Source organism: Curtobacterium sp. MCBD17_035, from assembly GCF_003234815.2.
Classification (GTDB): domain Bacteria; phylum Actinomycetota; class Actinomycetes; order Actinomycetales; family Microbacteriaceae; genus Curtobacterium.
This window is the reverse complement of record NZ_CP126279.1, coordinates 1,996,911-2,022,430: the sequence shown is the minus strand read 5'-3', so window position 1 is coordinate 2,022,430 and position 25,520 is coordinate 1,996,911. Positions and strand designations below refer to the sequence as shown.

Below are 25,520 nucleotides of genomic sequence, written 5' to 3'. Positions count from 1 at the left end.
ACGACCCGTGCACCGTGCGGGCAGCATCGCCCGCGCCCGTCAAGCCTAACCCGCCTGCGGGCCGCCTCGGCGGGAGCGCCCAGGGTGTCGGGACGGACCCGTCCGCCCCGGTGGCCGTCACCCCGCTGCGGCACGGTCGCCCCCGAGGAGGGCCGTATTACGGTGAGCGCATGAGGTTCTACGAGACGCGACCGACCCACGACCTGACGTACTCGGACGTGTTCCTCGTGCCGAGCCGCTCCGGAGTGTCGAGCCGGTTCGACGTCGACCTCACGCCGCCCGACGGCACCGGCGCGACCATCCCGGTCGTCAGCGCCAACATGAACTCGGTCACGGGTCCGCGGCTCGCGGCCACGTTGGCGCGGCGCGGCGGCCTCGGGGTCCTGCCGCAGGACATGCACCCGCAGGACCTGGACGCCGCCATCCGCTGGGTCAAGGCCCAGCCGGTCGATCACGACACCCCGGTCACGATGACGCCCGACACGACCGTCGCCGAGGCGCTGACGCAGCTCGCGCCGGTCCCCGGGCACGGCGTCGTCGTGCAGGACGCCGGCGGGGAGTACCTCGGCTGCGTCCCCGCGGTCCGGCTCGCGACCGCCGGCGAGGACGCGACGGTCGGGGACCTCCTGCACGGCGCGGTGACCGCGATCGACGCCGACGACGTCGACTCACCGCGGGCCGTGTTCGACCTGCTCGCCGCCGCCGAGGTCGACTTCGCGCCCGTCCTCCGGCACGGTCGCGTCGTGGGCACCACGAGTCCCACGAGTGCGATCCGTTCCGGCATCTACCGGCCCGCGGTCGACGCGGACGGGAGGCTCCGGGTCGCCGCCGCGGTCGGCATCAACGGCGACGTGGCACGCAAGGCGTCCGCGCTCGTCGCCGCGGGCGTCGACGTGCTCGTCCTCGACACCGCGCACGGGCACCAGGAGGGCATGCTCCGTGCGCTGCGCACCGTGGCCGACCTCGGACTCGGCGTCCCGCTCGTCGCGGGCAACGTCGTGACCGCCGACGCGGTGACGCACCTCGTCGACGCGGGCGCCTCGATCATCAAGGTCGGTGTCGGCCCCGGGGCCATGTGCACGACCCGCATGATGACCGCGGTCGGGCGACCGCAGTTCTCGGCGGTGCTCGAGACCGCGGCGGCGGCGCGGGCGCTCGGCGCCCACGTCTGGGCGGACGGCGGTGTCCGGTACCCGCGCGACGTCGCCCTCGCCCTGGCGGCCGGCGCCGCGAGCGTCATGATCGGGTCGTGGTTCGCCGGCACGGTCGAGGCGCCGGGCGTCCTCAAGGTCGACGCGCAGGGGCGACGGTACAAGGAGAGCTGGGGGATGGCGTCCGCGAAGGCCGTTCGCGAGCGGTTCGAGCGGCTCGACCCGTACGAGCGCGCGCGCAAGGCCCTGTTCGCCGAGGGGATCTCGTCCTCGACCATCTACCTCGACCCGGAGCGTTCGAGCGTCGAGGACCTGCTCGACATGATCACGGCCGGAGTGCGGAGCTCGGCGACGTACGCCGGCGCACGTGATCTCCCCGCGTTCGCGGACCGTGCGCTCGTCGGCATCCAGTCCGCCGCGGGGTACGAGGAGGGCAAGCCGGTCCCGGTGTCCTGGTGAACCGGACCGTGTCCCGCTGAGCGGCACCGCGCCGACCGCATCGGTTCCGCGCTGGGGGGATTCCCGGCCAGGGCGGCCCCCCGGGCGCTACTGTTGACCACACTGTGGACGACCCTCCTGATCGCACGTCGCCGGGCCGACATCCGAACGCGGCCCGACATGCCCGCCCGCGCCGCCAGCTCCTCCTGCTCAGGAGGCCCTCGGTATGACCGTCGTCGACCTCCTCATGCTCGTGGGCGGCGTCCTCCTCACCCTCGGGACGGGCGTGTTCGTCGCGAGCGAGTTCGCGCTCGTCAACCTCGACCGCGCCGACCTCGAGGCCCGGCGTGAGCGCGGCGCAGCGGGGCTGACGCCCGTCATCCAGGCGCTCAAGGTGACGGCGACCCACCTGTCGAGCGCCCAGCTCGGCATCACGCTCACCACGCTCCTCAGCGGGTACCTCCTCGAACCCTCCATCGCGCACCTCATCGAGGGCCCGTCCACGGCGCTCGGTCTGCCGGACGAGGTCGTCGAGCCCGTCGGGTCCGTCGTGGCGCTCGTCATCGCGACCCTGCTGTCGATGGTGCTCGGAGAGCTCGTGCCGAAGAACTTCGCGCTCGCCCTGCCGCTCGGTACCGCCCGACTCGTCGTGCCCGTGCAGATCGTGTTCACGACGGTGTTCCGACCCGCGGTCGCGTTGCTCAACGGCACTGCGAACGCCGTGCTCCGCACGATCGGGATCGAGCCGCAAGAGGAACTGTCCGGTGCCCGGAGCGCCGAGGAGCTCACGAGCCTCCTCCGCCGATCGGCGATGGAGGGCAGCCTCGAGCAGGACACCGCGACGCTGCTCACCCGCACGATCGCGTTCTCGGAGCACACCGCGAGCGACGTCATGACGCCGCGCCCGCGGGTGTCGACGATCGGGGTGGCCGAGTCCGCCGCCGACGTCATCGCCCTCGCCCGCCGCACCGGGTTCAGCCGGTTCCCGGTGATCGACGAGGACGCGGACGACGTCGTCGGCATCGTGCACGTCAAGGCAGCCGTCGCCGTACCGCGCGACAAACGGGCGGAGGTGCCGGTCGGTGCGCTCCGGACCGAGGCCGAGCGCGTCCCCGAGACGATGCACCTCGACTCCCTGCTCACCGCCGTCCGCGGTCGCGGGTACCAGATGGTGATCGTCGTCGACGAGTACGGCGGCACCGCCGGGGTCGTCACGCTCGAGGACCTCGTCGAGGAGCTCGTCGGTGAGGTCTCCGACGAGCACGACCGGACGCGGGTCGACGTGGTGCGGTCACGGGGCTGGCTGACGTTCCCGGGCCTGCTGCGCCCGGACGAGCTGCAGGACCGTGCGGGCGTCCGTGTCCCCGACGACGGCCCGTACGAGACCATCGGTGGCTTCGTGATGAGCCGACTCGGGCGCCTCCCGGTGGTCGGCGACACGGTCCCCGTCGACGGCGGGATGCTCCGTGTGGAGCGCCTCGACGGCCGCCGGATCGACCGCATCCGGTTCACGCCCACGCCGACGGCGGTCGACGAGGGTGAACCGGCGGTGCCGGGGTCGTCGAGCATCGCGCCCGAGGTGCCCGACGAGGTCGGGGTCCGACTGGGGGTCCCGCGATGAGCGACTGGCTCGGCATCCTCTGGCTCGTCGTGCTGCTGCTCGGCAACGCGTTCTTCGTGGCTGCGGAGTTCGCCGTCATCTCGGCGCGACGGTCCCAGATCGAACCGCGCGCGGAGCAGGGCTCGCGGGCCGCGCAGCGCACGCTCTGGGCGATGGAGCACGCCACCCGCATGCTCGCGACGACGCAGCTCGGCATCACCGTGTGCTCGCTGCTCATCCTCAACGTCTCGGAACCCTCGATCCACCACCTGCTCGAGGGGCCGCTGCACCTCACGGGGTGGGACGTCGAGGTGACCGGCACCATCGCGTTCGTCATCACGCTCGTGATCGTGTCGTTCCTGCACGTCGTGTTCGGCGAGATGGTGCCGAAGAACATCTCGTTCTCGATGCCGGACCGGGCCGCGCTCGTGCTCGTCCCGACGCTCTGGTACCTCGGGCACGGCGTCCGCGGGATCACCGTGGTCCTGAACGCACTGGCGAACGGGTTCCTCCGCGTGTTCCGGGTCGAGCCGAAGGACGAGGCCGTCAGCGCGTTCACGGTCGACGAGGTCCAGACGATGGTGGAGCAGTCCCGCCGCGAGGGCACGCTCGTCGACGCCGCCGGCACGCTCGCCGCCGCGTTCGAGTTCACGGCGAAGAAGGTGCGGGACGTCGCGGTGCCGATGCCCGACCTCGTCACGCTCCCGGACGACGCCACGCCGGGCGACGTTGAACGGGCGGTCGCGACCCGTGGGTTCTCCCGGTACGTGCTCGTCGGCGACGACGGCGACCCGACGGGCTACGTGCACGTCAAGGACGTCATCGACCTGCGCGAGGACGAGTTCGACGACCCGGTGCCGCCGAAGCGCATCCGCCAGCTCATCTCGCTGTACCGCGACATGGACCTCGAGGACGCACTCGCGACGATGCGGGCGGCGGGTGTCCACCTGGCGCGCGCGTTCGACGCCGACGGTCGGACGACGGGCGTGCTGTTCCTCGAGGACATCCTCGAGGAACTCGTCGGCGAGGTCGAGGACGCGACCCGGCGTCGCTGAGCCGGGTCGCGCCTCCCGGACGGCGGCGCGCGCGGTCGGCTCGTGCCGGCACGCGGGAACTCAGCGCGGGACGCCCTCGAACTTCGTGATCGCGGCGGGGGTGACCGGCGTGAAGCAGTTCACGAGCGTGCCGTCGGGATCCCGGAGGAGCAGCGACCGGTTGCCCCACGGCATCGTCGTCGGCGGTGCGACCACCTCGACCGTGCCGTCGTCGAGTTCGGCCGCGAGCGCGTCGACGTCGTCGACGAGGAACTCGACGATCGGCGTCCGGCCCGTGCTCCGGTCCGACCGGCCGCCGAGCACGGCGACCATCGTGCGGGTGCTGCCGATCGCGAGGGTCCCGCCGGCGGTCCGGAGTTCGGCGAAGTCCGGTGCGGGGCGGACGGCGGTGACACCGGTCACGCGCTCGTGGAAGGCGACGAGGCGGTCGACGTCGTCGGTGATGAGGCGGACGGAGACGAGGTTCACGGTGGGGCTCCCGGTTCGGTGGCGCCGCTGGTGCGGCACGGTGACGGCCGCGGAGTGCGGCGACGACCAGGATCGCGGGCGCGAGCGACAGCCCTGTGTCGGTGTTTCCGGTGCCGATGGCCGATCCGCGTCAGACGAGTGTCAGTGTCCGGAGGTCCCCGTCCGGCACCGCGATCTCCTCGGGGCGCACGGTCCGGCGCGGCGCGGTCTCGGCCGTCACCGTGAGGCCGTCGATCCGGTCGACGCGGAACGCGCGGAGGTCGTCGCGGAGGCGGCACCAGCCGAGGAGGTACCACCCGACGGCGGCGCCGATCCACCCCACGGGCTCGACGTCCCGGAGTGTCGCGCGCCCCGCACGGTCCGTGTAGCGGAGCCGGAGGACGCGCCGCGCCGAGACCGCGTGCCCGAGCGCGGGCGGGGCGGCGGCGTCGAGCGGGACCGCGCCGAGGAAGTGCACCCGGTCGGCCAGGTCCCGCGCGGCGTCCGCGTCGTCGGACCGCATGGCCGCGAGGACCTTGCGCAGTGCCACGGCTCCTGCGTCGCGGAACGGGCTGCCGGCGAGGGCCTGCAGGGCGACCGCGACCGCGACCGCCTCGTCCGGACCGAAGTTGACCGGCGGGAGCGTCCGCGCGCGGTCGATGCAGTACCCACCCGTCCGACCAGGCTCGGCCCACACCGCGGCACCCGACTGTTGCAGCGCGCTGACATCGCGTTCGATCGTGCGTCGGCTGACGGAGAACCGGTCGGCGAGCCACGCGGCGCTCCGCGGGCGCGGTGCGACGGCACGGAGTTCCTCGACGATCGCGTACAGGCGGTCGGTCCGGTTCACGGGCTCACGATAGTCCGGAGCGGGCCCCGGAGCGGGCCCGCTCGGCCGGACTAGACGATCGGCGCGCGGTGGTACTGCTTGGGCGCGTACGGCAGCTCGACGCGGAGCGCCGCCGCGGCCCGGAGGGCGAAGTTCGGGTCGCGCAGGAGTGCCCGACCGATCATGACGACGTCCGCCTGCCCGGTGACGAGGACCTGCTCGGCCTGGTGCGGCTCGTCGATCATCCCGACCGCTGCCGTGGGCACGCCGGTCGCCGCTCGGATCGCCGCCGCGAACGGCACCTGGTAGCCGGGACCGACGGGGATGGTGGCCTGCGGGACGTTGCCACCCGTCGAGACGTCCACCATGTCGGCTCCGTGCTCGGCGACCCAGCGTGTCACCTGCTCGGTGTCCTCGATCGTCCATCCGCCGTCCACCCAGTCGGTGGCCGAGAACCGCACGACGATCGGCACGTCGGCGCCGACCTCGGCCCGGACGGCGTCGACCACCTCGACGAGCGCGCGTGCCCGGTTCTCGAGGGAGCCTCCGTAGGCGTCGGTCCGCGTGTTGCTCAGCGGCGAGAGGAACTGGTGGAGCAGGTACCCGTGCGCGGCGTGCACCTCGAGCAGGTCGAAGCCCGCGTCGACGGCACGGCGAGCGGCGGCGGCGAATGCCCGGACGACCTCGTGGATGCCGTCGCTGTCGAGCGCGGCCGGCTCGGCGTAGCCGTCGAACGCGATCGCACTCGGCGCGACGGTCGTCCATCCGCCCTCGTCGGCGGGGACGCTGCCGTGCTGTTCGGCCCAGGTGCGGTGGGTCGACGCCTTCCGGCCGGCGTGCGCGAGCTGGATGCCGGCGGCTGCACCCTGGCTGTGGATGAAGTCGACGATCGGACGGAACGCGTCGCGCTGCTCGTCGTTCCAGATCCCGAGGTCGTGCGGGGTGATCCGTCCCTCCGGCACGACGGCCGTGGCCTCGGCGAGCACGGCGCCCGCGCCCCCACGCGCGAACGACCCGAGGTGCACCAGGTGCCACGGCGTCGGGACGCCGTCCTGTCGTTCCACCGAGTACTGGCACATCGGGGAGACCCAGATGCGGTTGCGGACCTCGAGTCCGCGGAGGGTGATGGGTTCGAACAGGGCGTGCGTCACGCGGTGGTCTCCTCGTGTCGGGGGTGCCCGCCGCGCCGGACGGTGCGGCGAGGGTGTGGGGGAGTGCCCGCGGGACGGGGACGGCGTCGTGGCGCCGTCGGCCCGGCGTCCTCCGTGGGCCCGAGCGGAACGGACTCCTCCACTCAACCGTAACGTGGGGGACGTGAACGCATTCCGCCCCTTCCGCATCGAGGACGCCGCCGACTGGATCACCCCGCCCGAGCCGGACACCGACAAGTACGGTCGCGGCGTGCTCGGCATCGCGACGGGGTCGAGTGCGTACCCGGGCGCTGCCGTGATCGGTGTCGACGCGGCCGTCCACACGGGCGTCGGCATGGTGCGGTACGTCGGTCCGGAGCGGGCGACGGACTTCGTGCTCGCGCGACGCCCCGAGGTCGTGTCCGGTGTGGGACGCGTCCAGGCGTGGCTCGTCGGCTCCGGGACGAACGCCGACGCCCTCGACGCCGAGACCCGTGAGGGGCTCGCGCACGCGTCGGACGACGGCGTGCCGGTCGTCGTGGACGCCGGGGCGCTCGGCGCGGTCGACCTCGGACCGGCCGCCGTCCTGACGCCCCACGCGGGCGAGCTGGCGAAGCTCCTCGGCGTCGACCGGGCCGCGGTGCAGGCAGATCCGCGTGGATCCGCGCGTCGCGCCGCCGACCGGACCGGCTCGACCGTCCTGCTCAAGGGCCGGATCACGCACGTCGCCACACCCGACGGCGGGCCGTCGTTCACCGCGGACAGCGCCACCCCGTGGCTCGCGGCGGCGGGCGCCGGGGACGCGCTCGGCGGCGTGCTCGGCGCGCTCGTGGCGACGCGGGCCGCGCGGGGGCCCCTGACACCGACGGACCTGGCGCATCTGGCCGCGGCGGCGGCCGTGCTGCACGGCACCGCCGCCGTCCGTGCCTCGGACGGTGGCCCGTTCACGATGACGTCACTCGCGGAACACGTCTCGCGTGTCGTCGCGGACCTCGCCACCGGACGGACCGTCTGAGCGTGGCGGAGCGCTACAGCGGCAGGTCGATCTCCCACACGGGCGGGATGTAGGCACGGGACCACCCCTCGCGCATGCGCGTGATCGCGCGGTCGAACGCCTCGACCAGGTCCATGCCCGGTCGCACCATCGACTGCAGCTGCAGGCCCTCGTAGAGCGCGATGAGCTGCTCGGAGCCGTACGCCGGCACCATGGTGTCCGGCTCCCGTCCGGCCTCGATGTCGCGGGACAGCTGCCGCTGCACCATGAGCTGGAACGTCAGCCACCGGTCCTGGAGGCGCGGCGCGAGCGGGTGCCCGGGCGTCGCGGCGATGTTGAGCATCGCCGTGAGCAGACGCATGAGCGCCGGGTCCTCGACGTTCGCCTCGACGATGCCGCGGAGGAACCGCACGGCGCCGTAGCGCTCGGCGAGCGGGAGGATCGGTGCCATCCGCTGTGCGTTCCAGTGCTCGATGGTGGCGAGCACGAGGGTGTCCCAGGGCCCGATCGTCTCCTCGAGCTCCGCGACCGTCGTCCCCGCGCGCTCCGCGAGCAGCTCGGGCGACGCTTCGTGGAACGCGACATCGCGGAACATCGCGATCGCCGCCTCCAGGATCGGGGTGCGGCGGTCGTCGACGGTCGGAGCCCCGTCCAGCGCGGTTTCGGTCACTCGACCATCCGACCGCAGTTCGGGTGTCCGGCGCGACCGCCAGTCCTGGGGACACGGCAGCGGGGTCGGAGGCTGCCCGCGCGGGGCTACCGCGCGTCGAGTTGCCGCTTGACCTGGCTCAGCTCGGGAGGGGTGAGGTTCGTGCCGTCCGCGCGCTTCGCCTCGTGCACGACCCGGCTCGTCGGTCCACCGCGGTCGTCCACCTCGTCCTCGCCGCGCCAGTCCACGGGGCCGAGGCCCGGGATGTCGATCGTTCCGCTGCTCGGGGTGCCCATGCCGAGGACCGTACGCGGAGGCACGTGCGCGGACGTGCGGCAGGGACGGTCAGGAGGCCGGGGTCGCGTGCACCTCGAACTCGACCGACCCGGTGTCCTCGACCCTGACGAACCCGAGACTCGGGGCGGTCACGCCGTAGTCGGCGAACCGGATCGGGATCGTGCCGGACACGTCCGCACCGTCGCCGTCGAGTCCCGACTGGATGGTCGCCGTGACCGTCCGCGTCACGCCGTGCAGGGTGAGTTCCCCGGTGACCCGGCTGGTCGTCGTCCTGCTCGACGAGGACGGCACCGCACCGGGGATCGACGCCGTCGTGGTGAACGTGGCGGTCGGGAAGGCATCGGCGTCCATCGCCGAGTCCCGGAAGTACGCGTCGCGCTGGCTGGAGTCCGTGTGGATGCTCGCCACGTCGACCCGGATCGTCGCGGCCGTGATCGCGGTGCCCGCCACCGTGGCGGTGCCGGACACCTGCCCCGTCCGACCCGTGACCGTGACCGGCTGCCCGTTGAGGACCTCGTGCACGCGGTACCCCGCGGTCGAGCCACTCGCCACGCGCCAGGTGCCGTCCATCTCCGCGGTGTGGAGCGTCGACGGTGCCCGGCTCGCGGCGACGCTCGGGGTCGCCTCGGCCTGGGCATCCACGTGGTTCCGGTACACCACCGGGCCGACGACCGCGGCGATGACCGCGAACACCACCACGACGACGCCGATGCCGATCCAGATCGTCCGCTTGCGCATGGCCGAACCGTGGCACGGCGCGCTGCGTCACCCCTGGGAGGCCCCTGGAGACCCCGCCACGGACCGCAGGAACGCCGCCCGTCGCCGCGGGCACCCGCACCGGCCACCGCTACGCTCGTCCGGTGGTGACCGCCCCGCCTGACGCCGTCGCGTCGCACGCGCGTCGCGCCCTCGTCGCCCGCTCGGCGGACATCGCGCTCGTGGTCGCGTTCCTCGGCGTGCACGCACTGCTCTGGTACCTCGACCGCGTGCTCCCGAACCTGCCGCTCGGCGACGTCACGTACACCTACCGGAACTGGGTCGCCGAGGGCGCCGCATCCGGCACCTGGGTCGGCATCGACCGCGACTGGGTCTACCCGGTGGTCGCCCTCGTGCCGATGGTGCTCGCCGCGGCGGGGGGTGTCGCGACCATCGGCACCGGCTGGCTCGTGCTCATGACCGTGCTGGACCTCGGGGTGTTCGTGCTGCTCTGGCGGCACCGCGTCCTCGGGGTGCGCGTCGCATGGTGGTGGACGGCGTTCCTCGTGGCGCTCGGACCGATCGCCCTCGGTCGGATCGACACCGTGGCGACGTGTCTCGCCCTCGCCGGCGTGGTCGTCCTCGCCGCGCGTCCGGCCGTCGCGTCGTCCCTGTTCACCCTCGCCGCCTGGATCAAGGTGTGGCCGGCCGTGCTCGTCGGGACGCTCGTGCTCCTGCGGCGCGATCGTCGGCCGGTGCTCATGGCGGCCGGGGCGACGACCCTCGTCGTGGTGCTGGTCGACCTCGTGCTCGGCGGGGGCGCCCACCTGCTGTCGTTCGTCGGGCAGCAGACGGGGCGGGGCCTCCAAATTGAGGCGCCGCTGGCGACCGCGTTCCTGTGGCGCGCGCACGCCGGGGTGCCCGGCACCGTCGTGTACTACGACCAGACGATCCTGACCTTCCAGGTGCGCGGATCCGGGACGGCCGCCGCCGCCGCCCTCTCGACACCGTTCATGGCACTCGTCGTCGTGGCCGTGGTGCTCCTCGCGCTGTGGGCCGTGACCGGCGGTGCACGACGAGCCGAGGTCGCTCCGGTCCTCGCGACCGCGCTCGTCGGCGCGCTGCTCGTCACGAACAAGGTCGGGTCCCCGCAGTACATCGGGTGGTTCGCGGTGCCGGTGGTGTGGGGCCTCCTGGCGGGTCGGGCGAGCGCCCTGCGCTTCCTGGCGCCGGCGGGGCTCGCCCTCGTCACCGCGTTCACCACGCAGCTGGTGTACCCCGCCCCGTACGACCGGCTGCTGGCGCTCGACCCGGTGACCCTCGCGGTCCTGTCCGTGCGGAACGCGCTCGAGTTGGCGATCCTCGTGTGGGCGGTCGTCGCGCTCGTCCGCATGCGACGTCCCGTCACCGCCGGCGACCGGGAGGACGGTCGACGGGTCGGTGGCACGATGGACGCATGATCGTCGCGTTCTCCGTCGCCCCGTCCGGCGGTCCCGCCGCCGCCGAGGACGGCTCGGTGCACGACGCCGTCGCCGCCGCCGTCCGCGTCGTGCGGGCGTCCGGGCTCCCGAACCGCACCTCGTCGATGTTCACCGAGCTCGAGGGGACGAGAGTAGCGCAAATGGACATGAGAGAGGTCGCGTGATGTTGGTCGCATTTAGCGTGTCGCCGAGCGGCGACGGAAGCGCGGACGGGTCCGTTCACGACGCCGTCGCCGCTGCCGTCCGAGTCGTCCGAGAGAGCGGGCTTCCGAACCGCACTACGTCGATGTTCACGGAAATCGAGGGTCCCGACTGGGACTCGGTGATGGACGTCGTCAAGCGAGCAACGGAGGCCGTCGCGCCGTTCGGAAGCCGGGTGTCGCTCGTGCTGAAGGCCGACATTCGCCCGGGATACTCAGGTGAGCTCGACGCGAAGGTTGAGCGCCTCGAAGCTGCGATCGACGAAGCCCCGTAGACGACGAAAGGCCCCCGCCCGCGGTACGCGAGTGGGGGCCTTGTCTGTGCCGTTACTGTCGGCGAGCTCCGCGGACCGCCGCACTGAGGGCGACGAGCGATACGGCGAGAGCTGCGATCGATACAACGAGAGTCACGGTGTCCATGCTCCGATCCTAGGGGCGAGGTAGCGGTCGGCTGCGGTGTCGAAGCGCAGGTCTGGCGCCCAGTCGAGGACCATGCTTCCGTCCGAGTAGGTCGTGAGGGTGCGCCCCGCGGGCGTCGTCGTGAGAGTGAAGCTGCGGGCGGTGCGGCCAGCCCTGCTTGGCCTCTGGGTCGAGTTTCGGGGTTGCCAATCCCTTCACAGGTCGCCGACTTCCGCAACACGGATGCTCTTGGCGCATGACAGAAGCGAAGCGGCCCGGCCGCCCCGCTCCGCGGACCCGAAGAGCATCACGCGTTCAGTGTGTCTGATTGGGGGAGCTAGTCGAGATTGAGAGCGCGGCCCGGTGGGACGGTGATGGTAAGGCCGCCGATGGATCGCGGATGCCGCGCTGGTAAAGGCACCGCGCGAGAGCCTCACAGAAACGACGAAACGCCCCTCCTGGGCCGGGCGGCTGGAGAGGGGCGGTTCGTCTGTCTGGCGGATTTTCATGCCGCGTCCGACAGGATCAGCGCCCTTGCCCTTGCCCTTGCCCTTGCCCTGGCTCGTCGGAGTTGTCGGTGTCGTCGTCGTCGGGGATCAGGGCTACTCCGGTGGCCACGAACTGCCACGTGGACTTGCCGGTGGCGATATTGATGCTTTCGGTCTCGGTTGCAGACAGCGCTACTCGTCCGCGCCGGAAGGTCCGCGCCAGTTCGTCGGTCAAGTCTGACGAACTGGCGATGGACAGGAGCCCCCGTTCGTCGTCTGCGAACCGGTGCTTGTTGTCGTTACCAAGTCGGTGAACGGTGCCATGCAGCGTGACGGGGCGGCTTCGAGTGGTCGCTTCATTGGCGAGCTTCCCCAGGTAGGCGGCGCCAGCGCTCGACAGACGAGACGAAAGGGATCGTCCTCCAGGCTGCGTCCACCCGAGGTCAAGATTCAGTTCGTCACTTGATAGAGCACGGGCGAATCGAGCTAGGTGACGCGCAGTTCGGGGGCCGAGGTCGCCGAGCGTGCGTGGAACGAGCTCGTCCCCTTGCCCTGACGTTGCAGGCTTTTCGACCTCGTCGAACATCCTGAATAGCGACCGCAAGGCTTCTTCCAGAAGGTCGGCGTCGCCTCGCTCCGCGTCCCAGAGCTCGGTACGCTCCGGGCGGCGGAGAGTGAAGATCACGGACCCTTCGCTGACGGACGGTGAGAAGCGCAATTCGGTCGCGTCGAGAATCGGCGCGGGCAGCGGGCCACGCTTGGGTACCACTTCCCGTATCGTCGCGGCGATCTCGGCGAGCACGTCCTGCAACGACCCGATGACGGTGGTCGCGGATCGCACGCCGAGCTCGTGGGCCGCCGGAAGCGAGCCGGTGAAACGAGCTCGAAGCGCCTTGCTCACGACGCCGTGGCGCTCACGCATGCGAGTCGCGGAAAGCTCGGTTAGGGCGGACGTCGTTGCGTCCAGCTCAGACCCATCCGGAAGCTCGTCGAGAAGTGCTGCGAGCTCCACGGCGGTGCGCCTCGGCCTAGATTGCACCATCGAAGATCACCTCCACGTAGCCTCGTACCGGATCGGCGTCCTCAAGACGAGGATCATCGTCCTTGCCTCCGACATTGCGGGACCGCGTCCACCAATCGTCCCACGCTCCGCGGGCGGTCGCGTAGCCGCGTGCTTCCTCCGCTACCCCACCGCCCTGCCACGGGTTCGCGAAGCGCTCACGTGCGAAGAAGAACCCGTCGACGAGGAGGTCGAGAGGCTCGAAGCCATTTTTCCGGCAGAGCTTCGCAATGCGATCCCGCTTGCGACCGGAGAGGGCACGGTGTCGGTCGGCGTCGAGTACGAAGGTCACGTCGATGTCGGACGGGTCGAGCTTGGCGCTCGCAAATCCCCCACCGATCCACGCCCGTTCAAGAAGGTCCTCGTCGAAGCTCCGCAGAAGTTCGATCGCCGCGAGGAAGTCCTCGAAGATGCGTTGACGCGTCGAGGAGGTTGCGAACCGCGAGTCGAGGACGAACGTCGCTTCGAACTCGTCGAGTGTGCAGGCGTGCCTGCCCTCAGGGACCTCACCCGCCACGCCGAAATCTGGAAGTCCCACCCCGGAAGTATCGCCCATTGAGAAGTTGACGCAACTTCAGCCGCGGCGCGTTCCCGTGTGCCATCAGCGTGCGCCGCGACGGTAGCCCAGTTGACGCTGGTCGGTTCCCGTGTCTTTGGCCGTGCGGATCGCAGCCTTCTCGTCCTCAAGAGCGATGTCGCGCTCGGTCTGCTCGCGCAGCATCGTTGCTCGCGGCTCAGCGTCGCGCTGCGTGTTCTGCCGCGCTTGCGTGACGAGCGGCAGTACGAGAATCGCCAGCACGAGGACCGCGAACACGACGATGAGGATCGTCCCGGACATGCCGCGAACCCGCGCCACAGCGCGCCGCTCGCAGCGTGGAGGAGTCCTGCGCCGAGGAGCTTCCCGCGGCCCGCGTCCTTCAGCGGCTTCAACGTCTCGCCACCTATCCCGCCCGCGAGCGACGAGCTGGAGCCCTCCGTGTTCGGGATCAGGTCGAGCGTCGAGTAGCCGACGTCCGCGGACAAGGGGGCCTCCGCGTAGACGTGAGATCGGCGGGCCATGCGAGGATCGGCCCGTGGGTGAGAAGTGGGGTATGCCGAGCGCTGAAAGTCGCCGAGCTCGATTGCTGAAATTCATTACGAGGGCGGACTGGGTTTTGCAGGGGCCACTGTTCGAGGTTCGGCCGATGAGCGAGTTCGGTTGGAAGCTGCAACTGCGAATCGAGCGCGATCCCGCGACGGGTGCAGAAAGGGCGACCGGACTGGGGCTCGGCGTTCCTGACTTCGACGACGACGTCCTCGGGGGTAACGCGTCACGCTGCCGCGTGCTCTTCATCGAGGAGGAGGACAACTACCTCCCCTCCGTGGTAAACGTGCTCCGTCAGTCAGTCGGCGAAGAACGTCGCAAGGAGCTCGCGCTGTTGAAGAAGTTCGTGGGGGCCCGCGTCAGAGACGGCAAGCTCGTCGGAGCGCACATGTACTCCGGTCGGCTCGAAGGCGAGAATGGCGAGAACGCGGGCCAACTGCACGGAAACGATCAGATTGCAATGGACTACCTCTATGGTCGACTGCTGCACGAGGACAAGGACGCCGCCGCGCGCCTCACCGACACGACTACCGACATGACGGTCAAGCACGCTGTCGTGTCAAAGCTGCATGACCTGATGCAGGCCACCTACTGGACGCGGGCGGAGGCCCTCCGAGCTGCAGCCGACAACGAGCTCGACTTCGACTTGCCGGAGGAAGTTCGATCAGGGCGTGATCTTCGGGGCGGGCCCCTGCGGGGCGGCGGAGCGTAGCGCCGGCAGCGGCTGTAAGGGGACTACCGCTGCCAACGGGCGACCTGGTATGCATAGCAAGGGCGCGCCCGCGCTCGTGACCAGGGGGAGCTATGGCAACCGCGAATGTTCGAATCTCGCTTGAATACGATTACGCAAGTACGACGATGAATAGGTGCCGTGCCGTTCTCGAAGCGCATAATTTCCGAAACGTCAGCACTGGCTCCTATACGGGGAACGGTCCGGTCGAGATGCTGTTGGACGGCGTAGCTGCGGTCACGGACGAGCTAAACGCGTCAGGCGCGTCCGCTCTGGATCACCTCTGGGTCCAGATCGGGAAGAGCTAGGTCTCGCACTGCTTGAAACCCTCAGACCCGCGCGCGCGGACGGGTGCTATGCCGTTTCGGTGGGGGAGACCCCGGCCCCGGGGGAGGCGCCCCCCAGGGTCCGGGAGCTCTCGCTAGCGCCGGTCGCCCTCCCACTCGGCCACTGCGCCCTCCAGGATGCGAAGCGAGGCTTCGAGGGCCTGTGCCGTGCGCTCCAGCATGAGCTGCGATTCGGCTGCACGACGCGCGAGCGTCAGCCGGTCGATCGCCGCGACGGTCTCGCCGACGGGGTCAGGGATGCCGAGCTCGTTCGTGGTCCGGACCGTCGTTCGGCCCTGTGTCGACGACATTGCCTCGTCGACGGCGACGAGGGCTTGGCTGAGCCGGAGAGCGATGGTCGCGTGGCGCCGCACCTGAGCGGGCAGCGGACGCCGGGTGGGGACGGGGCGGGTGAGCTCGGCGGGGGTAGGGGTGCCGCTCACTTGGCAGTCCCGTCCGCCAGGCCGGTGTGCGCGAGCTTCCGCGCCGGGCGGGGTGAGCCTGTGAAGCTCCAGGCGCCGCATCCGCACGAGCACGGGAGGCAGTAGCCGAGACCGACGAGCGCGGCTGCGGGGCGGTCCTCGGCCGTCGGCGTCGGGGTCGGAACTGGGTTGGCATTCGCGGTCGCCTTCTTCAGGGGAGCCGGGGGGCTCGTCCGGTGCGCGACCTTGTCGCCGTGCGTCGCCGCGACGTATTGAGCGATCTTGCTTGATGCGATCTCCGCTCCGTGCTCGGCGACGAGTCGAAGCGCAAGGCGCTCCACGTGCGCGCGGCGCTCGTGAGCAGTCGCGGCTGCCCACGCCTTCCGTGCCATCGGTGCGCTTGCCTCCAGCGGGACGGTGCGGACGGCGGAGCGCGTCGCGAGGCTCGGCAGTTCGCGGCGAGCCTGGGGGCTGAGGAGCGCGGCGATCTGAGGGGCGAAGGGGGTGGGCTTGGCAGTCATGCGAGGCGGGTCCTAACCGCCGTCGAGCGCGTATCGCACGCTCGACTATCGAGGAGGAGGAAGAGGAGGGAGGGGCCGCTCCGCTATGCGGCCCCTCCGGCTGTCACGCCTGGGCCGTGTAAACGGTCCGGCGGGTGCCGCTCTCGCGGTACGCGCGGCGGGCGCGGGAGCTGATGCGCTCCGCGCGCAGAGTCGCTTCGCGCTGCTCGCGATCGAGGCGGCGGCCCTCGGCGATGATCTCGGCGGGCGTCATGCCCCGTCGGGTGGCTTCGGCGCGGATGCGTGCGGCGGTTGCGGGGCCGAACTCGTCGACGGTCGGCGTTGGGCTGTTGCGGAGGACGTCGTCCACCGCGGAGGTGATTGCTTCGAGGCTAGGCATGGTGTTCCTCTCAGGCCGAAGCGGTCAGGACGCGCACGGCGCCTGCGTTGGGCTTCAGCGTCACGGTCCCGTCCTCGTTGTCGATCGCCAGCGGCATCGCCTGAACGCCGACGAAGGCGCTCAGGAGCGACGTGTCGACCGCGAGGCTCGGGTCGTAGCTACGGATGTGGCGAAGGGCGAAGCCTTCCGACTTGACCGACGCGGAGTAGGGCGCGCCGTCGGGCGATGCCGGGGCGCGGACGACGAGGGCGAATGCCTCGGGGACGAAGGCCACGATCTCGTTGGCGGCGAGACGGGTGGACTCGACGATCTGGAAGCCGCGGACCTTGCCGTCGGCGTCGAACGTGGTTCCGGACGAGCCGATGGGCCCGTCGATCAGGTCGGCCATGACGCCGGAGCCGACGGCAGCGATCAGCGTCGCCGTGGTGGGGACTCCGTTGTCGCGGAGCTGGCGGCGAATCTGCGTGAAGACTCGCGCCGGGGCGGCCGGGTCGTAGCTCAGTTCGGTCTCCGGCGTCGCCTTCAGCGTCGCGGCGACGGTGCGCTCGACGTAGTTCACGATCGCGTCGGCCTGCGGAAGGAGAATCTGCTTCGCGAAGTCGCCGATCTCCAGGTCCATGTCTCCCTCGGAGAGCACGACGCTGTCGTAGGCGTGCGTGGTGAGCTTGACGTCGATCGACTGTTCGGAGATCGAGCCGCGGACCAGCGGGGTCGTCGTGTCGTAGATGCCCTTGGTCTGGACAGCGATCGCGCCGGGCACGCGGACCTTCACGGTGTCGCCGGAGCCTGCGCTGAAGTCGGCTTCGAGGTCGCGGTGCAGGAGCGCGGCGAGGCCGAGGCCCTTGCCGACGAGAGCGGCGGCGGTCCCGGCGATGTTGTCAGGGGTGAGGAGCTGATTAGGCATGGATTCCTTGCGGTAGGAGGACCGGACGGCGGGCGCGCGTCCGGGCGCGGGTATGTGGGTCAGGCGCCGAAGAGGCGTCGGACGTGCGAGGCGATCTCGCGGAGCTCGGCGTCGGCGGTCGACCGCGCGACGGCGTCCCCCCAGACGGCGGCGGCCTCGCGATCGGCGAGGGCGCGGGTCTGGCGGAGAAGGAGCGACGTTGCGGCGGCGTCACGGGCGGCAAGTGGGCGGTGCTCGACTCGGTAGCCTTCGCGACGATGCGCGGGCGAGCAGTAACGGGCGTCCGAGCGTGTGCCTTCGAGGCTCACGCCGCACAGATTGCAGGTACGCATAGGTGGCCTCCTTGTCGTGCGCACGGCTCTTCCGGACGAAAAAGCGCCCGCCCCGGTCGCGTGGATCAAGACGGGCGCTTCGCCCCTGGGACAGAAGAGTCGTGGTGACTTCTCTTCTCCTCAGAAGAGAAGGGGGCCAGGGGGGTGCCAGACAAAGGCGTTTACACACGCTTTCGGCAGGACCGGCAACGGGTCCGTAGCCCGTCCGGCTTCTGCGAGTCAGCGCCGAACGCCGAGAGCGGCTTCCGCTCACCGCACGCGGCGCATGTCTTCCCGGACCGCGCCTGGCGGCGGGCGAGAGCTCGAAGAGCGGAGGCGACTGTCTCGCCGGAGCCGTCGTCGAACCTCGCCGCCACCCGCCGCACGTGATCCTCTGGGGTAGGCATCGGGGCTCCTTCTGTCAGTGATGGGGACAGAAGAGAAGGGGGCCAGGCGCGTTGAGCTGCTCACGAGCGCGGGGCGCCGGAGGCGGGTCAGTGACGAAGTGACGGAAGTGCACCCTCCTCCGGTTCTGTTCTTAAGGTGAACTGAACTCGAGAGAGAGATACCAAGAGGGGTCCACTTCCGTCACTTCGTCACCCGGCGAGGGCGCTGGAGCGTCTCCGGCTCGCTTGCGACCCCGGCGACACCGTCACTTCCGGCACCTTCACCACTCCGGACTCAACGGAGCCCCCTCGCTCCGGTGGGGGCGGAGAGGGGCTACCGGCGGCGACTAGCGACGGTCGAACGAGAGCGACACCCGTGTCGGGTCCCACTTGCCGCGCTGTTTCGCGTACGCAAGCTCAATCACGGCGCCGCACCCGATCAAAAGCTCGCGGCGACCGAGGTAGTCGCGAGCTCCCCACTCCTCGGCGAACGACCTTCCGGTCTCGACGAGCTCCGACACCGGATTGCTCGGAACCGCATCGAGGCGCACGCGCTCAGCGTGCAGCTTCGTAAGTCGCTCAGCGAGAGCGCGGATGTCAGCGCCGGGGTGCTGGAGCTCTTCAGACGTGGTCCGGATGGCCTCTGTCACTCGCGCGAGCTCTCCTGTCTCCCGAACACGGACCCGCTCCTCGACGACGGCGTACCGACCGAAGACGGCGAGAAATTGCCGTTCGACTTCAGCCTCGACGCGGTCGCACTCCACGACGACACCGCGCTCGCACTTCCGCCCCTGGGCGGACGCCTGGCATGCGTAAACGGGATTTCCGGCCGAGCGGCGAATCTTCGCAACGAGAGTGCCGCCGCATCCGGGGCACGAGATCAATCCCGACAGCACACGGGAAGCCTTGCGCCGCCGACCTTCAGCAGTCGCCTTCGCGCGGCCCGGCGTCGTCGTCCGCTGCGTCAGCGCCCTGAGACGCTCGACCTCGTCGAGGGAGAGGATCGGCTCCCACTGCTGAACGGGCATGCCGTGCTCATCTCGGAGCACCGTTGCAGAGCGGACCTTGCGCTTCTTGCCGTCGGGCCCCTTCGCATACTCCGTGCCGACGCGCACACGACCCAGGACGGCGTCGGAGCGGAGGAGGCGCTGAAGGGACGAAGCGCTCCACTGAGCCGCCCGACGGGGCTTGATCCCGGCCTCGTTCAGGCTCTTGCAGACCGCGTAGACCGATTGACCGCCGAGGACATGCGTGGCAGCGAGGCGGACCGCCTCCGCCTCCGCGGGTTCCGGCTCCAACGCTCGGCCGACTCCGGACGGGTGCGGGACCACCCTGTACCCGTAGGGCACAACTCCCCCAGGGAAGCGGCCGACCGTTGGAAGGTGACGACGAGCGGACGAGACGCGCGCGCCAATAGTGCGGGCTTCCATAGCGGCGAACACCTGAAGGATTTCGGCCATTGCGCGGCCCATCGCCGTGGTCGTGTCGAGCGATTCCGTGCAGGAGATGATTTGAAGCCCGGCGTCCAAGAGCAGACCGAAGTCCACAACGGACCGAGCTAGGCGGTCAAGCTTCCAGACGAGCACGGCATCCGCTTCGCCACGTGCTAGGCGCTCACGGGCGGCGTTGAGGCCCGGCCGGTTCAGTCGTGTCCGAGTCGCTGAAACATCGTTGTCCTCCTCAATCCCGACGAGCTCCCAGCCGCGGGCCCGCGCTGTGTCAGCGATCGCCTGGCCCTGTCGCACTATTGCTGTGCTCTCTTCCGTGGCCCGGGACAGACGGGCGTATCCAACTACTCGCATGGGAACTCCTCTCGACGATGTGTCGGAGGAGAAGGGGGCCAGGGCAGCCCAACTGCTCAATGCCCGATCACATCGGCGAGTGGGACGAGGTCATGGCCGTGGTCAAGGCCGCAACCGAGGCCGTCGCCCCCTTCGGCACGCGCGTGTCCCTCGTGCTCAAGGCCGACATCCGGCCAGGGCACTCGGGCGAGATCGACGGCAAGCTCGCCCGCCTCGAGCGCGCTCTGGGCCGCGACTGAGCACTGCTGGCGCCGCGACTGAGCGCTGCTGGCGCCGCGACTGAGCGCTGCTGGCGCCGCGACTGAGCGCTGCGGGGGCCGCGGCTGAGCGCTGACCGGGCCGCGACCTCGGCCGCTCCGGTGCTCACCGCGAGCGGCGCATGCGCACACCTGGGAGCGCTGCGTGCGATCGGGCGACACGCCGCGGTGGTTCCGGTGATGTCGGTGGTCGGGTGTGTCCTTGGATCATCGGGGCGGACGTGATCCCCACACCAGGGACCTGCCCGACCCGGTCGACAGGACCAAGCGCGACGGGCCACGACGTGGTCACGGACAGGAGGCTCGGATGATCTTCGAGGGATGGTGCCCCGACTGCGATCTGCAGACCGTGCTGGTGGACACCGGCGACGGGCCGGAGCACGGCGAGCAGGCGTGGGCGACCTGCACCGAGTGCGGTGTCGGCTGGACCTGGCGTGACGCGCTTCCCGAGCCGAGGACGTCCGGCCGTGACCGCAGCGACGACAACGAGGTCGCGGCTCGCGCGGCCTGAGCGCATGCACGGCTCGAACCGAGGCGTGGGCCGGACGTCGAGCAGGTCGAACCGATTCGACCGGACACGCCGAGCTGTGCTTCCGAGGCCACTGATGCCGACCTAGCATGGACGGAGCCCGTTGCGAACGGGCTTGCTCGCCGCCGAGCGCCCCGGCTCCGCCGGTCGTGACGGCCCCGTCGGCGCGGCGAGGGAGCAGCGGGGCCCTGACACCAGCTCCGCGGTGCGATCCCGTCCGACCCCCGCCGGAAGACACGCCATGACCACGCTCACGCCCGCGCGCAAGACCGCGGCGCTCCTCGCGCTCGCCCTCGGTGGGTTCGCCATCGGCACGACCGAGTTCGTCGCGATGGGCCTCCTGCCGAACCTCGCGTCCTCCCTGCTGCACCACCAGTACGTGGTCGACCCCGAGGCCGGCATCGCCCACGCAGGCTGGCTGGTCAGCGCCTACGCGCTCGGCGTCGTCGTCGGCGCTCCGACGATCGCGGCGGCGGCGGCGCGGTTCCCCCGTAAGCAGCTCCTGCTCGGCCTGCTCGTGGGCTTCACGCTCGCCACGGTCGCCAGTGCGGTGCTCCCGTCGTTCGGCCTCGTCCTCGCGGCGCGGTTCGTGGCCGGCCTGCCGCACGGGGCGTACTTCGGCATCGCTTCGCTCGTCGCCGCGGAGATCATGGGCCCGGGCAGCCGCGGCAAGGGCGTGTCGATGGTGCTCGGCGGACTCACCATCGCGAACGTCGTCGGCGTCCCGCTCGTCACGTTCATCGGTCAGCACGCCGGATGGCGCGCCGCGTACCTGATCGTCGCGGCGCTGTTCGCGCTCACCTTCGTCGCGGTCGCCACGCTCGTACCGTTCCACCCGGCCGAGCCGGGCGCGTCGTTCCGGCGGGAGCTCCGCGCGTTCCGGGTCCCGCAGGTGTGGATCATGATGGCGTGCGGTGCCATCGGCTTCGGCGGCTTCTTCGCCGTGTACTCGTACATCTCACCGCTGGTGCAGCACGTCACGCACCTGCCCGTGTCGTTCGTTCCGTTCGTGCTCGTCACCGTCGGCGTCGGCATGACGGTCGGCAACATCGCGGGTGGTCACTTCGCCGACGTCGACCTGCGCCGGGCCACGTACGTCGGGTTCGCCGCGCTCATCGCCGCGCTCCTGCTCGTGACGCTCACCGCCGCGACCGTCGTCGGGCTGTTCGTCGGGATGTTCGCCCTCGGTGCCACCTCGTCCATGATCTCGCCGAGTGTCCAGTCGCGGCTCATGGACGTCGCGGGGGAGTCGAAGGGCATCGCCGCGGCGCTCAACCACTCGGCGTTCAACATCGGGAACAGCCTCGGCGCGCTCCTCGGAGGCAGCGCGATCGCCGCCGGCTGGGGCTACGCCGCCCCGGGCTGGATCGGCATCGTCCTGGCACTGCTCGGCCTCGGCATCATCACCATCAGCTTCTCGATGGAGCGGCGGACGAACCGTCGCACGGCCCTGGCGCGGGACCAGCACCCGCGCACCGGCCCGATCACGTCGCCGGTGCCGACCGTCTGACGTGCGAAACGGCCGAGACCCCTCGGGGTCTCGGCCGTCGCGGATCCTCAAAGCCCGTGCGGAGCGTCCGTCTGGATGATGATGCCGTCGGTGATCGCACGCTTCCGCAGGGCGACCTTCGTGCCGACGTCGAAGCCCGCGACCCGGTACTTCTCGCGGATGCGCTTGAGGTAGCTCTTCGCGGTCTCCTCCGAGATCCCCAGCTGGTAGGCGACGCTCTTGACCGGCTCGCCACCGCCGTACAGCGCCATGACGCGGCGCTCCTGGGCACTCAGCTTCGGCACGCCGCCGACGTCCCCCGCGTTGAGTGCCAGGTCGAGCTCGGCGGAGATGTACGGCTCGCCGCGGTGCGCGGAGCGGATCGCCTCGACGATCATCTCGGCGCCCTCGCTCTTGACGAGGTAGCCCATCGCACCGGAGCCGAGGGCCTCGCGCACGACGTTCGGCTCCGAGTAGGTGCTCATGACGACGGTCGTGACGCCCGCGGTCTTCAGCGTGGAGATCTTGAGGGAGATGGGGATGGAGTCCTTGAGGTCGAGGTCGAGGAGCACGACGTCGACGGGGAACGCCGGATTGGTCAGGAGTTCGGGCCACGTGGTGACCGCCGCGACGAGCGTGATGTCGTCGGCGGCTCCACGGATCCACTCCGTGAGCGCTCCGAGCAGCATGCGGTGGTCGTCGACGAGTGCGAGTCGGATGGGGTCCTCGGGAGCTGCCACGAGCGGCGTCCTTTCTTGGCGGTACCGGGATCCTAGGTGGATCGATCGGCGGTGGAGGAACAGGCGGTCAGTGTGTCGCGGCTGGTGCCCGGGATCCGGTGACGGCGGTCACATCGACGGGTGTCGGTTGACCACGCAGTGCACGACGACGTGCAGGACGCCGTCGCGGACGGTGTCCGTGTACGGCCCCACGCGTTGGAGCGCGCTCCACGCCGCCGGGCCGAGCCGACGTCGTGGGACGCCGCGTGACTCGATGACGACGGGCACGTCCATCGTCTCGTCCGACACGGGATGACCGGCGGCGCCCATCGGACCGAGGGTCACCGACACGGTCGCGCTGCCGGTCGTCGCGGCGCGTCCGTCGCCGACCATGAGCCAGATCGCCTGCAGGAGACCGTCGCGCTGCGCGGGGGTCAGGTGGCCGGCGAGCGAGCCCGGATCGGTCACGCTCACGGCGCGCCCGAGGTGGTCGGATTCCGTGATCGCGTGGTACAGCCAGGTCTCCCGGCGCCCCTCGATGAGGTGCAGCCGGAGCTCGGTGGCGAGCTGCGCGGCCACGGACGCACTGGCGGGGGAGAGCGGCAGGGGATCGGTGCCGTTCGCGACGCTGTCCAGGAGCTTCTCGGCGGCGAGGTCGAGGCGCGCGAGTTCCTCGGACGCGAGCATCCCGACGGCGAACTGCGGCGCCGTCACGGTGCTCTGGACGAGCACACGGTCGAGTTCGCGCTGCACGAGCTGTCGGAACCGATGCACGATGAAGAGCGCGACCGACGGCGGGACGAGGACGAGCGCGAGCATCGAGACCTGCCCGGGCAGGGTCGTCCGGTCGATCGGCGTCGAGACCAACGTCATGACGACGAACGCCACACCGAGCGCGACGATCGCCACGACGACCTCGCGGGCGGGACGCAGCGTGGTCATCGGCAGGAGCGCGAATCCGGCGGCGATCGACGCGGTCGCGGTGTGGGCGATGTCGTGCTCCGGCCAGACCGCGATGAAGTCGAGGGCGACGACGCAGGCGAGCACGAGGCAGATGAGCGTGAACGCGAGCCCGGTGAGGCGCTCGCCGTACGTCAGCACCGTCGCGGTCACCCCGATGGCGGCGACGATGTAGAGCAGCCACGCGGCCGCGGCGGCGTACGGGTCGCTGTAGTCGGGCCAGTGCACGAGGAACAGCACGATGCCCGACACGGCCTGCAGGGCGGTGAGCACGGCCGCACCGAGGCCGAGGTGACCGGTGCCGAGCGACGCCCCGGGCTGCGCCGCCTGCTGCAACGAGCGCGCCCCGGTCGAGGTCGACGGCAGACCACGCGCCTGGCGCCGGTCGTTGCCCTTCGCGCGCTCGCGGGCCTCGCGCCGCGTGCGTGGGGGTTCCTCCCGGCTGCCGATGGTCTCGCGGCCGATGGTGTCCTCGGGGAAGGTCATCGCGGGGCCTCCAGGACGACCGTCGTGCCCGAGCCGGGCGCCGAGAACAGGCGGGCGTCGCCGCCGACCTCGCGGAGGCGGTTCACGACGCTCTCCTTGAACCCGAGGCGCTCCTCGTTGATGGAGTCGATCTCGAACCCGACGCCAGAGTCGGTCACCATGGCGCGGACCATGCTCGTGTCGTGGACGATCGTGACGTGCGCCTCGGCGACACCCGCGTGGCGGCGCACGTTCTCCAGGCACTCGGCGAGCGCGAGCAGGAATGCGTCGAGCACGTGTGTGGGCAGGAGGACCTGACCGGTGCCGTGCCAGCTCACCTCGAGTCCCATGCGGCCGAACCGCTGCTTGACGGACTCGAGGGTCTGCCCGAGGGGTGACTCCTCGGTCTGGGTCAGCGTGTAGCCGTTCGACTCCTGGGGCTGCGGGGTCGCGCCGAGGCGGAGGTGGCGGAGCAGTCGGGCGTCCTCCGCTGCCTGCTCGCGCATCGCCTGCTCCGAGACGCCGACCCCGGAGTGGGCGAGGAGCGTCAGGGTCGCGAGGACGGTGTCGTGCAGGAGGCGGGCCCCCTGGCGACGCTGGGCCTCGGTCTCGCTCGCCTGCCGCTCGGCGCGGTGTGCGTTGCCGATGCTGAAGATCCTGCGAGCGACCCGCGGGATGCTCAGCGACACCCAGTAGGCGATGACGCAGGTGAGCACCCAGCCGAGCAGCACGCCGCCGACGGGGCTCGCGAACGGCGAGCGACACGTCCAGACGACGATGCCGACCGCGGCGACGCCGGACAGGAGCACGAGCACGAGCAGCGCCGGACGGCCGCGTTGCGACATGACGAGCGACGACAGGCCACCCGCGGCGAGGGGGACCAGGCCCGCGGCGACGACGTCGCGGTCGCCGGCGTCGCCGACCGACTGGGTGAGCGCGACGAGGGCACCGACGCCGCCCACGACCGCCAGGACGGTCCAGTACCAGGCACCGTTCGCACCGACACCCCAGAGCGCGCCGACGAGCACCGCGACGCCGAGGAGCCCGACGACGAGCGGCGCGGTCGGGATGCTGCCCGCGCACAGGACCGCCACGACGCTGACGAGTGCGCAGACGATGCCGACAACGCGCGTCGTCGTCCGGAGCAACCGGTCACGTTCTTGCGCGATGAGGTCCATCGATGTCCTGCAGGGGGAAACGGATCCGCGAGGTGGTTCCTTCGCGTTCGACCATGCTCGCACAGACGGCACCCGTTCGAGGGGATCCGGCACGGTCCGGGTCCCCGGTCTGGTGCTGAATCGTTATCACCAGCGAACGATCGC

The 25,520-nt window shown here is 70.9% G+C and carries 29 protein-coding genes; 11 read left to right on the top strand and 18 right to left on the bottom strand.

All coding sequences use genetic code 11. The features are described from left to right. The first annotated feature begins 170 nt into the window (after window positions 1-170). From guaB1 to DEI93_RS09580, 3 genes are all read left to right on the top strand, one after another. Window positions 171-1,610: a GMP reductase gene (guaB1, locus tag DEI93_RS09590; RefSeq protein ID WP_111120151.1), complete on the top strand. Its 1,440-nt coding sequence runs from the start codon at window positions 171-173 to the stop codon at window positions 1,608-1,610. A 205-nt stretch (window positions 1,611-1,815) separates the two neighbouring features. Beyond that, the gene (locus tag DEI93_RS09585; protein ID WP_111009250.1) at window positions 1,816-3,210 is read left to right on the top strand and encodes a hemolysin family protein; all 1,395 of its coding nucleotides are present in this window, start codon (window positions 1,816-1,818) and stop codon (window positions 3,208-3,210) included. Beyond that, window positions 3,207-4,244, top strand: a complete 1,038-nt coding sequence (locus tag DEI93_RS09580) for a hemolysin family protein (protein ID WP_111009249.1) — start codon at window positions 3,207-3,209, stop codon at window positions 4,242-4,244. The genes DEI93_RS09585 and DEI93_RS09580 overlap by 4 nt, the downstream gene beginning before the upstream one ends. A 60-nt stretch (window positions 4,245-4,304) precedes the next feature. Here DEI93_RS09580 and DEI93_RS09575 read toward each other — a convergent pair whose 3' ends face one another. The 3 genes from DEI93_RS09575 to DEI93_RS09565 form a co-directional block, all read right to left on the bottom strand. After that, window positions 4,305-4,712: a VOC family protein gene (locus DEI93_RS09575; RefSeq protein ID WP_111009248.1), complete on the bottom strand. Its 408-nt coding sequence runs from the start codon at window positions 4,710-4,712 to the stop codon at window positions 4,305-4,307. 130 nt (window positions 4,713-4,842) lie between these two features. Next, window positions 4,843-5,541 (bottom strand): helix-turn-helix transcriptional regulator, encoded by a 699-nt coding sequence (locus DEI93_RS09570; protein WP_111120150.1) that lies wholly within the window; start codon window positions 5,539-5,541, stop codon window positions 4,843-4,845. Between the two features lie 50 nt (window positions 5,542-5,591). After that, window positions 5,592-6,671 (bottom strand): NADH:flavin oxidoreductase/NADH oxidase, encoded by a 1,080-nt coding sequence (locus DEI93_RS09565; protein WP_258372282.1) that lies wholly within the window; start codon window positions 6,669-6,671, stop codon window positions 5,592-5,594. Between the two features lie 163 nt (window positions 6,672-6,834). Between DEI93_RS09565 and DEI93_RS09560 the strand changes: the two genes are divergently transcribed. Continuing rightward, the gene (locus DEI93_RS09560; protein ID WP_181435323.1) at window positions 6,835-7,665 is read left to right on the top strand and encodes an ADP-dependent NAD(P)H-hydrate dehydratase; all 831 of its coding nucleotides are present in this window, start codon (window positions 6,835-6,837) and stop codon (window positions 7,663-7,665) included. Window positions 7,666-7,678: 13 nt separating this feature from the next. On the opposite strand, the gene DEI93_RS09555 is transcribed toward DEI93_RS09560, so the two are convergent. The 3 genes from DEI93_RS09555 to DEI93_RS09545 all read right to left on the bottom strand — a co-directional run bounded on the left by DEI93_RS09555 (window position 7,679) and on the right by DEI93_RS09545 (window position 9,328). Next, window positions 7,679-8,314, bottom strand: a complete 636-nt coding sequence (locus DEI93_RS09555) for a TetR/AcrR family transcriptional regulator (protein ID WP_111120147.1) — start codon at window positions 8,312-8,314, stop codon at window positions 7,679-7,681. Window positions 8,315-8,400: 86 nt separating this feature from the next. Beyond that, window positions 8,401-8,589, bottom strand: a complete 189-nt coding sequence (locus tag DEI93_RS09550; protein WP_111120146.1) for a hypothetical protein — start codon at window positions 8,587-8,589, stop codon at window positions 8,401-8,403. 49 nt (window positions 8,590-8,638) lie between these two features. Next, the gene (locus tag DEI93_RS09545) at window positions 8,639-9,328 is read right to left on the bottom strand and encodes a YceI family protein (protein WP_111025696.1); all 690 of its coding nucleotides are present in this window, start codon (window positions 9,326-9,328) and stop codon (window positions 8,639-8,641) included. 125 nt (window positions 9,329-9,453) lie between these two features. Here DEI93_RS09545 and DEI93_RS09540 point away from each other — a divergent pair, with 125 nt between their 5' ends. Genes DEI93_RS09540 through DEI93_RS09530 form a run of 3 tightly spaced genes read left to right on the top strand, consistent with a single transcriptional unit; the run spans window position 9,454 to window position 11,242 of the window. Next, window positions 9,454-10,746 (top strand): glycosyltransferase 87 family protein, encoded by a 1,293-nt coding sequence (locus DEI93_RS09540; RefSeq protein ID WP_146244445.1) that lies wholly within the window; start codon window positions 9,454-9,456, stop codon window positions 10,744-10,746. Further along, window positions 10,743-10,931, top strand: coding sequence for a thiamine-binding protein (locus DEI93_RS09535; RefSeq protein ID WP_502868529.1), 189 nt, complete (start codon window positions 10,743-10,745; stop codon window positions 10,929-10,931). Before DEI93_RS09540 ends, DEI93_RS09535 begins: the two co-directional genes overlap by 4 nt. Continuing rightward, window positions 10,931-11,242, top strand: coding sequence for a thiamine-binding protein (locus DEI93_RS09530; protein ID WP_111120144.1), 312 nt, complete (start codon window positions 10,931-10,933; stop codon window positions 11,240-11,242). Before DEI93_RS09535 ends, DEI93_RS09530 begins: the two co-directional genes overlap by 1 nt. A gap of 649 nt (window positions 11,243-11,891) precedes the next feature. Here DEI93_RS09530 and DEI93_RS09525 read toward each other — a convergent pair. The 3 genes from DEI93_RS09525 to DEI93_RS09515 all read right to left on the bottom strand — a co-directional run bounded on the left by DEI93_RS09525 (window position 11,892) and on the right by DEI93_RS09515 (window position 13,752). Beyond that, window positions 11,892-12,866 carry a hypothetical protein gene (locus tag DEI93_RS09525; RefSeq protein WP_111120143.1) on the bottom strand — a complete coding sequence of 325 codons (975 nt, stop codon included), beginning with the start codon at window positions 12,864-12,866 and terminating at the stop codon, window positions 11,892-11,894. Window positions 12,867-12,882: 16 nt separating this feature from the next. Then, on the bottom strand, window positions 12,883-13,431 hold the full coding sequence (locus DEI93_RS09520) for a DUF6932 family protein (RefSeq protein ID WP_111120142.1): 549 nt from the start codon (window positions 13,429-13,431) through the stop codon (window positions 12,883-12,885). Between the two features lie 84 nt (window positions 13,432-13,515). Further along, window positions 13,516-13,752 carry a hypothetical protein gene (locus tag DEI93_RS09515; protein WP_146244444.1) on the bottom strand — a complete coding sequence of 79 codons (237 nt, stop codon included), beginning with the start codon at window positions 13,750-13,752 and terminating at the stop codon, window positions 13,516-13,518. Between the two features lie 235 nt (window positions 13,753-13,987). Here DEI93_RS09515 and DEI93_RS09510 point away from each other — a divergent pair, with 235 nt between their 5' ends. Beyond that, the gene (locus DEI93_RS09510; RefSeq protein WP_146244443.1) at window positions 13,988-14,710 is read left to right on the top strand and encodes a hypothetical protein; all 723 of its coding nucleotides are present in this window, start codon (window positions 13,988-13,990) and stop codon (window positions 14,708-14,710) included. A 439-nt stretch (window positions 14,711-15,149) separates the two neighbouring features. Here the strand turns inward: DEI93_RS09510 and DEI93_RS09505 are convergent, their stop codons facing one another. The 6 genes from DEI93_RS09505 to DEI93_RS09480 form a co-directional block, all read right to left on the bottom strand. Further along, entirely contained in the window at window positions 15,150-15,497 is a 348-nt protein-coding gene (locus tag DEI93_RS09505; RefSeq protein WP_284158399.1) for a DUF7169 domain-containing protein, read from the bottom strand. Next, a complete protein-coding gene (locus DEI93_RS09500) occupies window positions 15,494-15,997 on the bottom strand; it encodes a hypothetical protein (protein ID WP_111120583.1) in 504 nt (167 codons plus the stop codon). Before DEI93_RS09500 ends, DEI93_RS09505 begins: the two co-directional genes overlap by 4 nt. A 103-nt stretch (window positions 15,998-16,100) precedes the next feature. Continuing rightward, on the bottom strand, window positions 16,101-16,346 hold the full coding sequence (locus tag DEI93_RS09495) for a hypothetical protein (protein WP_111120584.1): 246 nt from the start codon (window positions 16,344-16,346) through the stop codon (window positions 16,101-16,103). A 40-nt stretch (window positions 16,347-16,386) separates the two neighbouring features. Further along, complete coding sequence (locus tag DEI93_RS09490; protein ID WP_349815060.1) at window positions 16,387-17,148, bottom strand: hypothetical protein; 762 nt, start codon at window positions 17,146-17,148, stop codon at window positions 16,387-16,389. A 191-nt stretch (window positions 17,149-17,339) separates the two neighbouring features. Next, window positions 17,340-17,588 (bottom strand): hypothetical protein, encoded by a 249-nt coding sequence (locus tag DEI93_RS09485; protein ID WP_111120586.1) that lies wholly within the window; start codon window positions 17,586-17,588, stop codon window positions 17,340-17,342. 736 nt (window positions 17,589-18,324) lie between these two features. Beyond that, entirely contained in the window at window positions 18,325-19,779 is a 1,455-nt protein-coding gene (locus tag DEI93_RS09480; protein ID WP_111120588.1) for a recombinase family protein, read from the bottom strand. Here DEI93_RS09480 and DEI93_RS16530 point away from each other — a divergent pair. The 3 genes from DEI93_RS16530 (at window position 19,764) to DEI93_RS09465 (ending at window position 22,075) form a co-directional block, all read left to right on the top strand. Beyond that, on the top strand, window positions 19,764-20,018 hold the full coding sequence (locus tag DEI93_RS16530) for a thiamine-binding protein (RefSeq protein ID WP_502868544.1): 255 nt from the start codon (window positions 19,764-19,766) through the stop codon (window positions 20,016-20,018). The genes DEI93_RS09480 and DEI93_RS16530 overlap by 16 nt on opposite strands. A 325-nt stretch (window positions 20,019-20,343) precedes the next feature. Beyond that, window positions 20,344-20,547, top strand: a complete 204-nt coding sequence (locus DEI93_RS09470) for a hypothetical protein (protein WP_111025693.1) — start codon at window positions 20,344-20,346, stop codon at window positions 20,545-20,547. Between the two features lie 259 nt (window positions 20,548-20,806). Then, window positions 20,807-22,075 carry an MFS transporter gene (locus DEI93_RS09465; protein ID WP_111009238.1) on the top strand — a complete coding sequence of 423 codons (1,269 nt, stop codon included), beginning with the start codon at window positions 20,807-20,809 and terminating at the stop codon, window positions 22,073-22,075. Window positions 22,076-22,122: 47 nt separating this feature from the next. Here the strand turns inward: DEI93_RS09465 and DEI93_RS09460 are convergent, their stop codons facing one another. From DEI93_RS09460 to DEI93_RS09450, 3 genes are all read right to left on the bottom strand, one after another. Next, a complete protein-coding gene (locus DEI93_RS09460; RefSeq protein ID WP_111009237.1) occupies window positions 22,123-22,794 on the bottom strand; it encodes a response regulator in 672 nt (223 codons plus the stop codon). A gap of 108 nt (window positions 22,795-22,902) precedes the next feature. After that, window positions 22,903-24,219, bottom strand: a complete 1,317-nt coding sequence (locus DEI93_RS09455; protein ID WP_111009236.1) for a hypothetical protein — start codon at window positions 24,217-24,219, stop codon at window positions 22,903-22,905. Next, window positions 24,216-25,376, bottom strand: coding sequence for a sensor histidine kinase (locus tag DEI93_RS09450; RefSeq protein WP_111009235.1), 1,161 nt, complete (start codon window positions 25,374-25,376; stop codon window positions 24,216-24,218). The genes DEI93_RS09455 and DEI93_RS09450 overlap by 4 nt, the downstream gene beginning before the upstream one ends. Window positions 25,377-25,520: the final 144 nt, after the last annotated feature.

Excerpts from the sequence above, each read along its gene's own strand:
- guaB1 (WP_111120151.1), top strand. The coding sequence starts at position 171 with ATGAGGTTCTACGAGACGCGACCGACCCACGACCTGACGTACTCGGAC.
- DEI93_RS09585 (WP_111009250.1), top strand. The coding sequence starts at position 1,816 with ATGACCGTCGTCGACCTCCTCATGCTCGTGGGCGGCGTCCTCCTCACC.
- DEI93_RS09580 (WP_111009249.1), top strand. The coding sequence starts at position 3,207 with ATGAGCGACTGGCTCGGCATCCTCTGGCTCGTCGTGCTGCTGCTCGGC.
- DEI93_RS09550 (WP_111120146.1), bottom strand. The coding sequence starts at position 8,589 with ATGGGCACCCCGAGCAGCGGAACGATCGACATCCCGGGCCTCGGCCCC.
- DEI93_RS09545 (WP_111025696.1), bottom strand. The coding sequence starts at position 9,328 with ATGCGCAAGCGGACGATCTGGATCGGCATCGGCGTCGTCGTGGTGGTG.
- DEI93_RS09535 (WP_502868529.1), top strand. The coding sequence starts at position 10,743 with ATGATCGTCGCGTTCTCCGTCGCCCCGTCCGGCGGTCCCGCCGCCGCC.
- DEI93_RS09530 (WP_111120144.1), top strand. The coding sequence starts at position 10,931 with ATGTTGGTCGCATTTAGCGTGTCGCCGAGCGGCGACGGAAGCGCGGAC.
- DEI93_RS09515 (WP_146244444.1), bottom strand. The coding sequence starts at position 13,752 with ATGTCCGGGACGATCCTCATCGTCGTGTTCGCGGTCCTCGTGCTGGCG.
- DEI93_RS09500 (WP_111120583.1), bottom strand. The coding sequence starts at position 15,997 with ATGACTGCCAAGCCCACCCCCTTCGCCCCTCAGATCGCCGCGCTCCTC.
- DEI93_RS09480 (WP_111120588.1), bottom strand. The coding sequence starts at position 19,779 with ATGCGAGTAGTTGGATACGCCCGTCTGTCCCGGGCCACGGAAGAGAGC.
- DEI93_RS09470 (WP_111025693.1), top strand. The coding sequence starts at position 20,344 with ATGATCTTCGAGGGATGGTGCCCCGACTGCGATCTGCAGACCGTGCTG.
- DEI93_RS09465 (WP_111009238.1), top strand. The coding sequence starts at position 20,807 with ATGACCACGCTCACGCCCGCGCGCAAGACCGCGGCGCTCCTCGCGCTC.
- DEI93_RS09455 (WP_111009236.1), bottom strand. The coding sequence starts at position 24,219 with ATGACCTTCCCCGAGGACACCATCGGCCGCGAGACCATCGGCAGCCGG.
- DEI93_RS09450 (WP_111009235.1), bottom strand. The coding sequence starts at position 25,376 with ATGGACCTCATCGCGCAAGAACGTGACCGGTTGCTCCGGACGACGACG.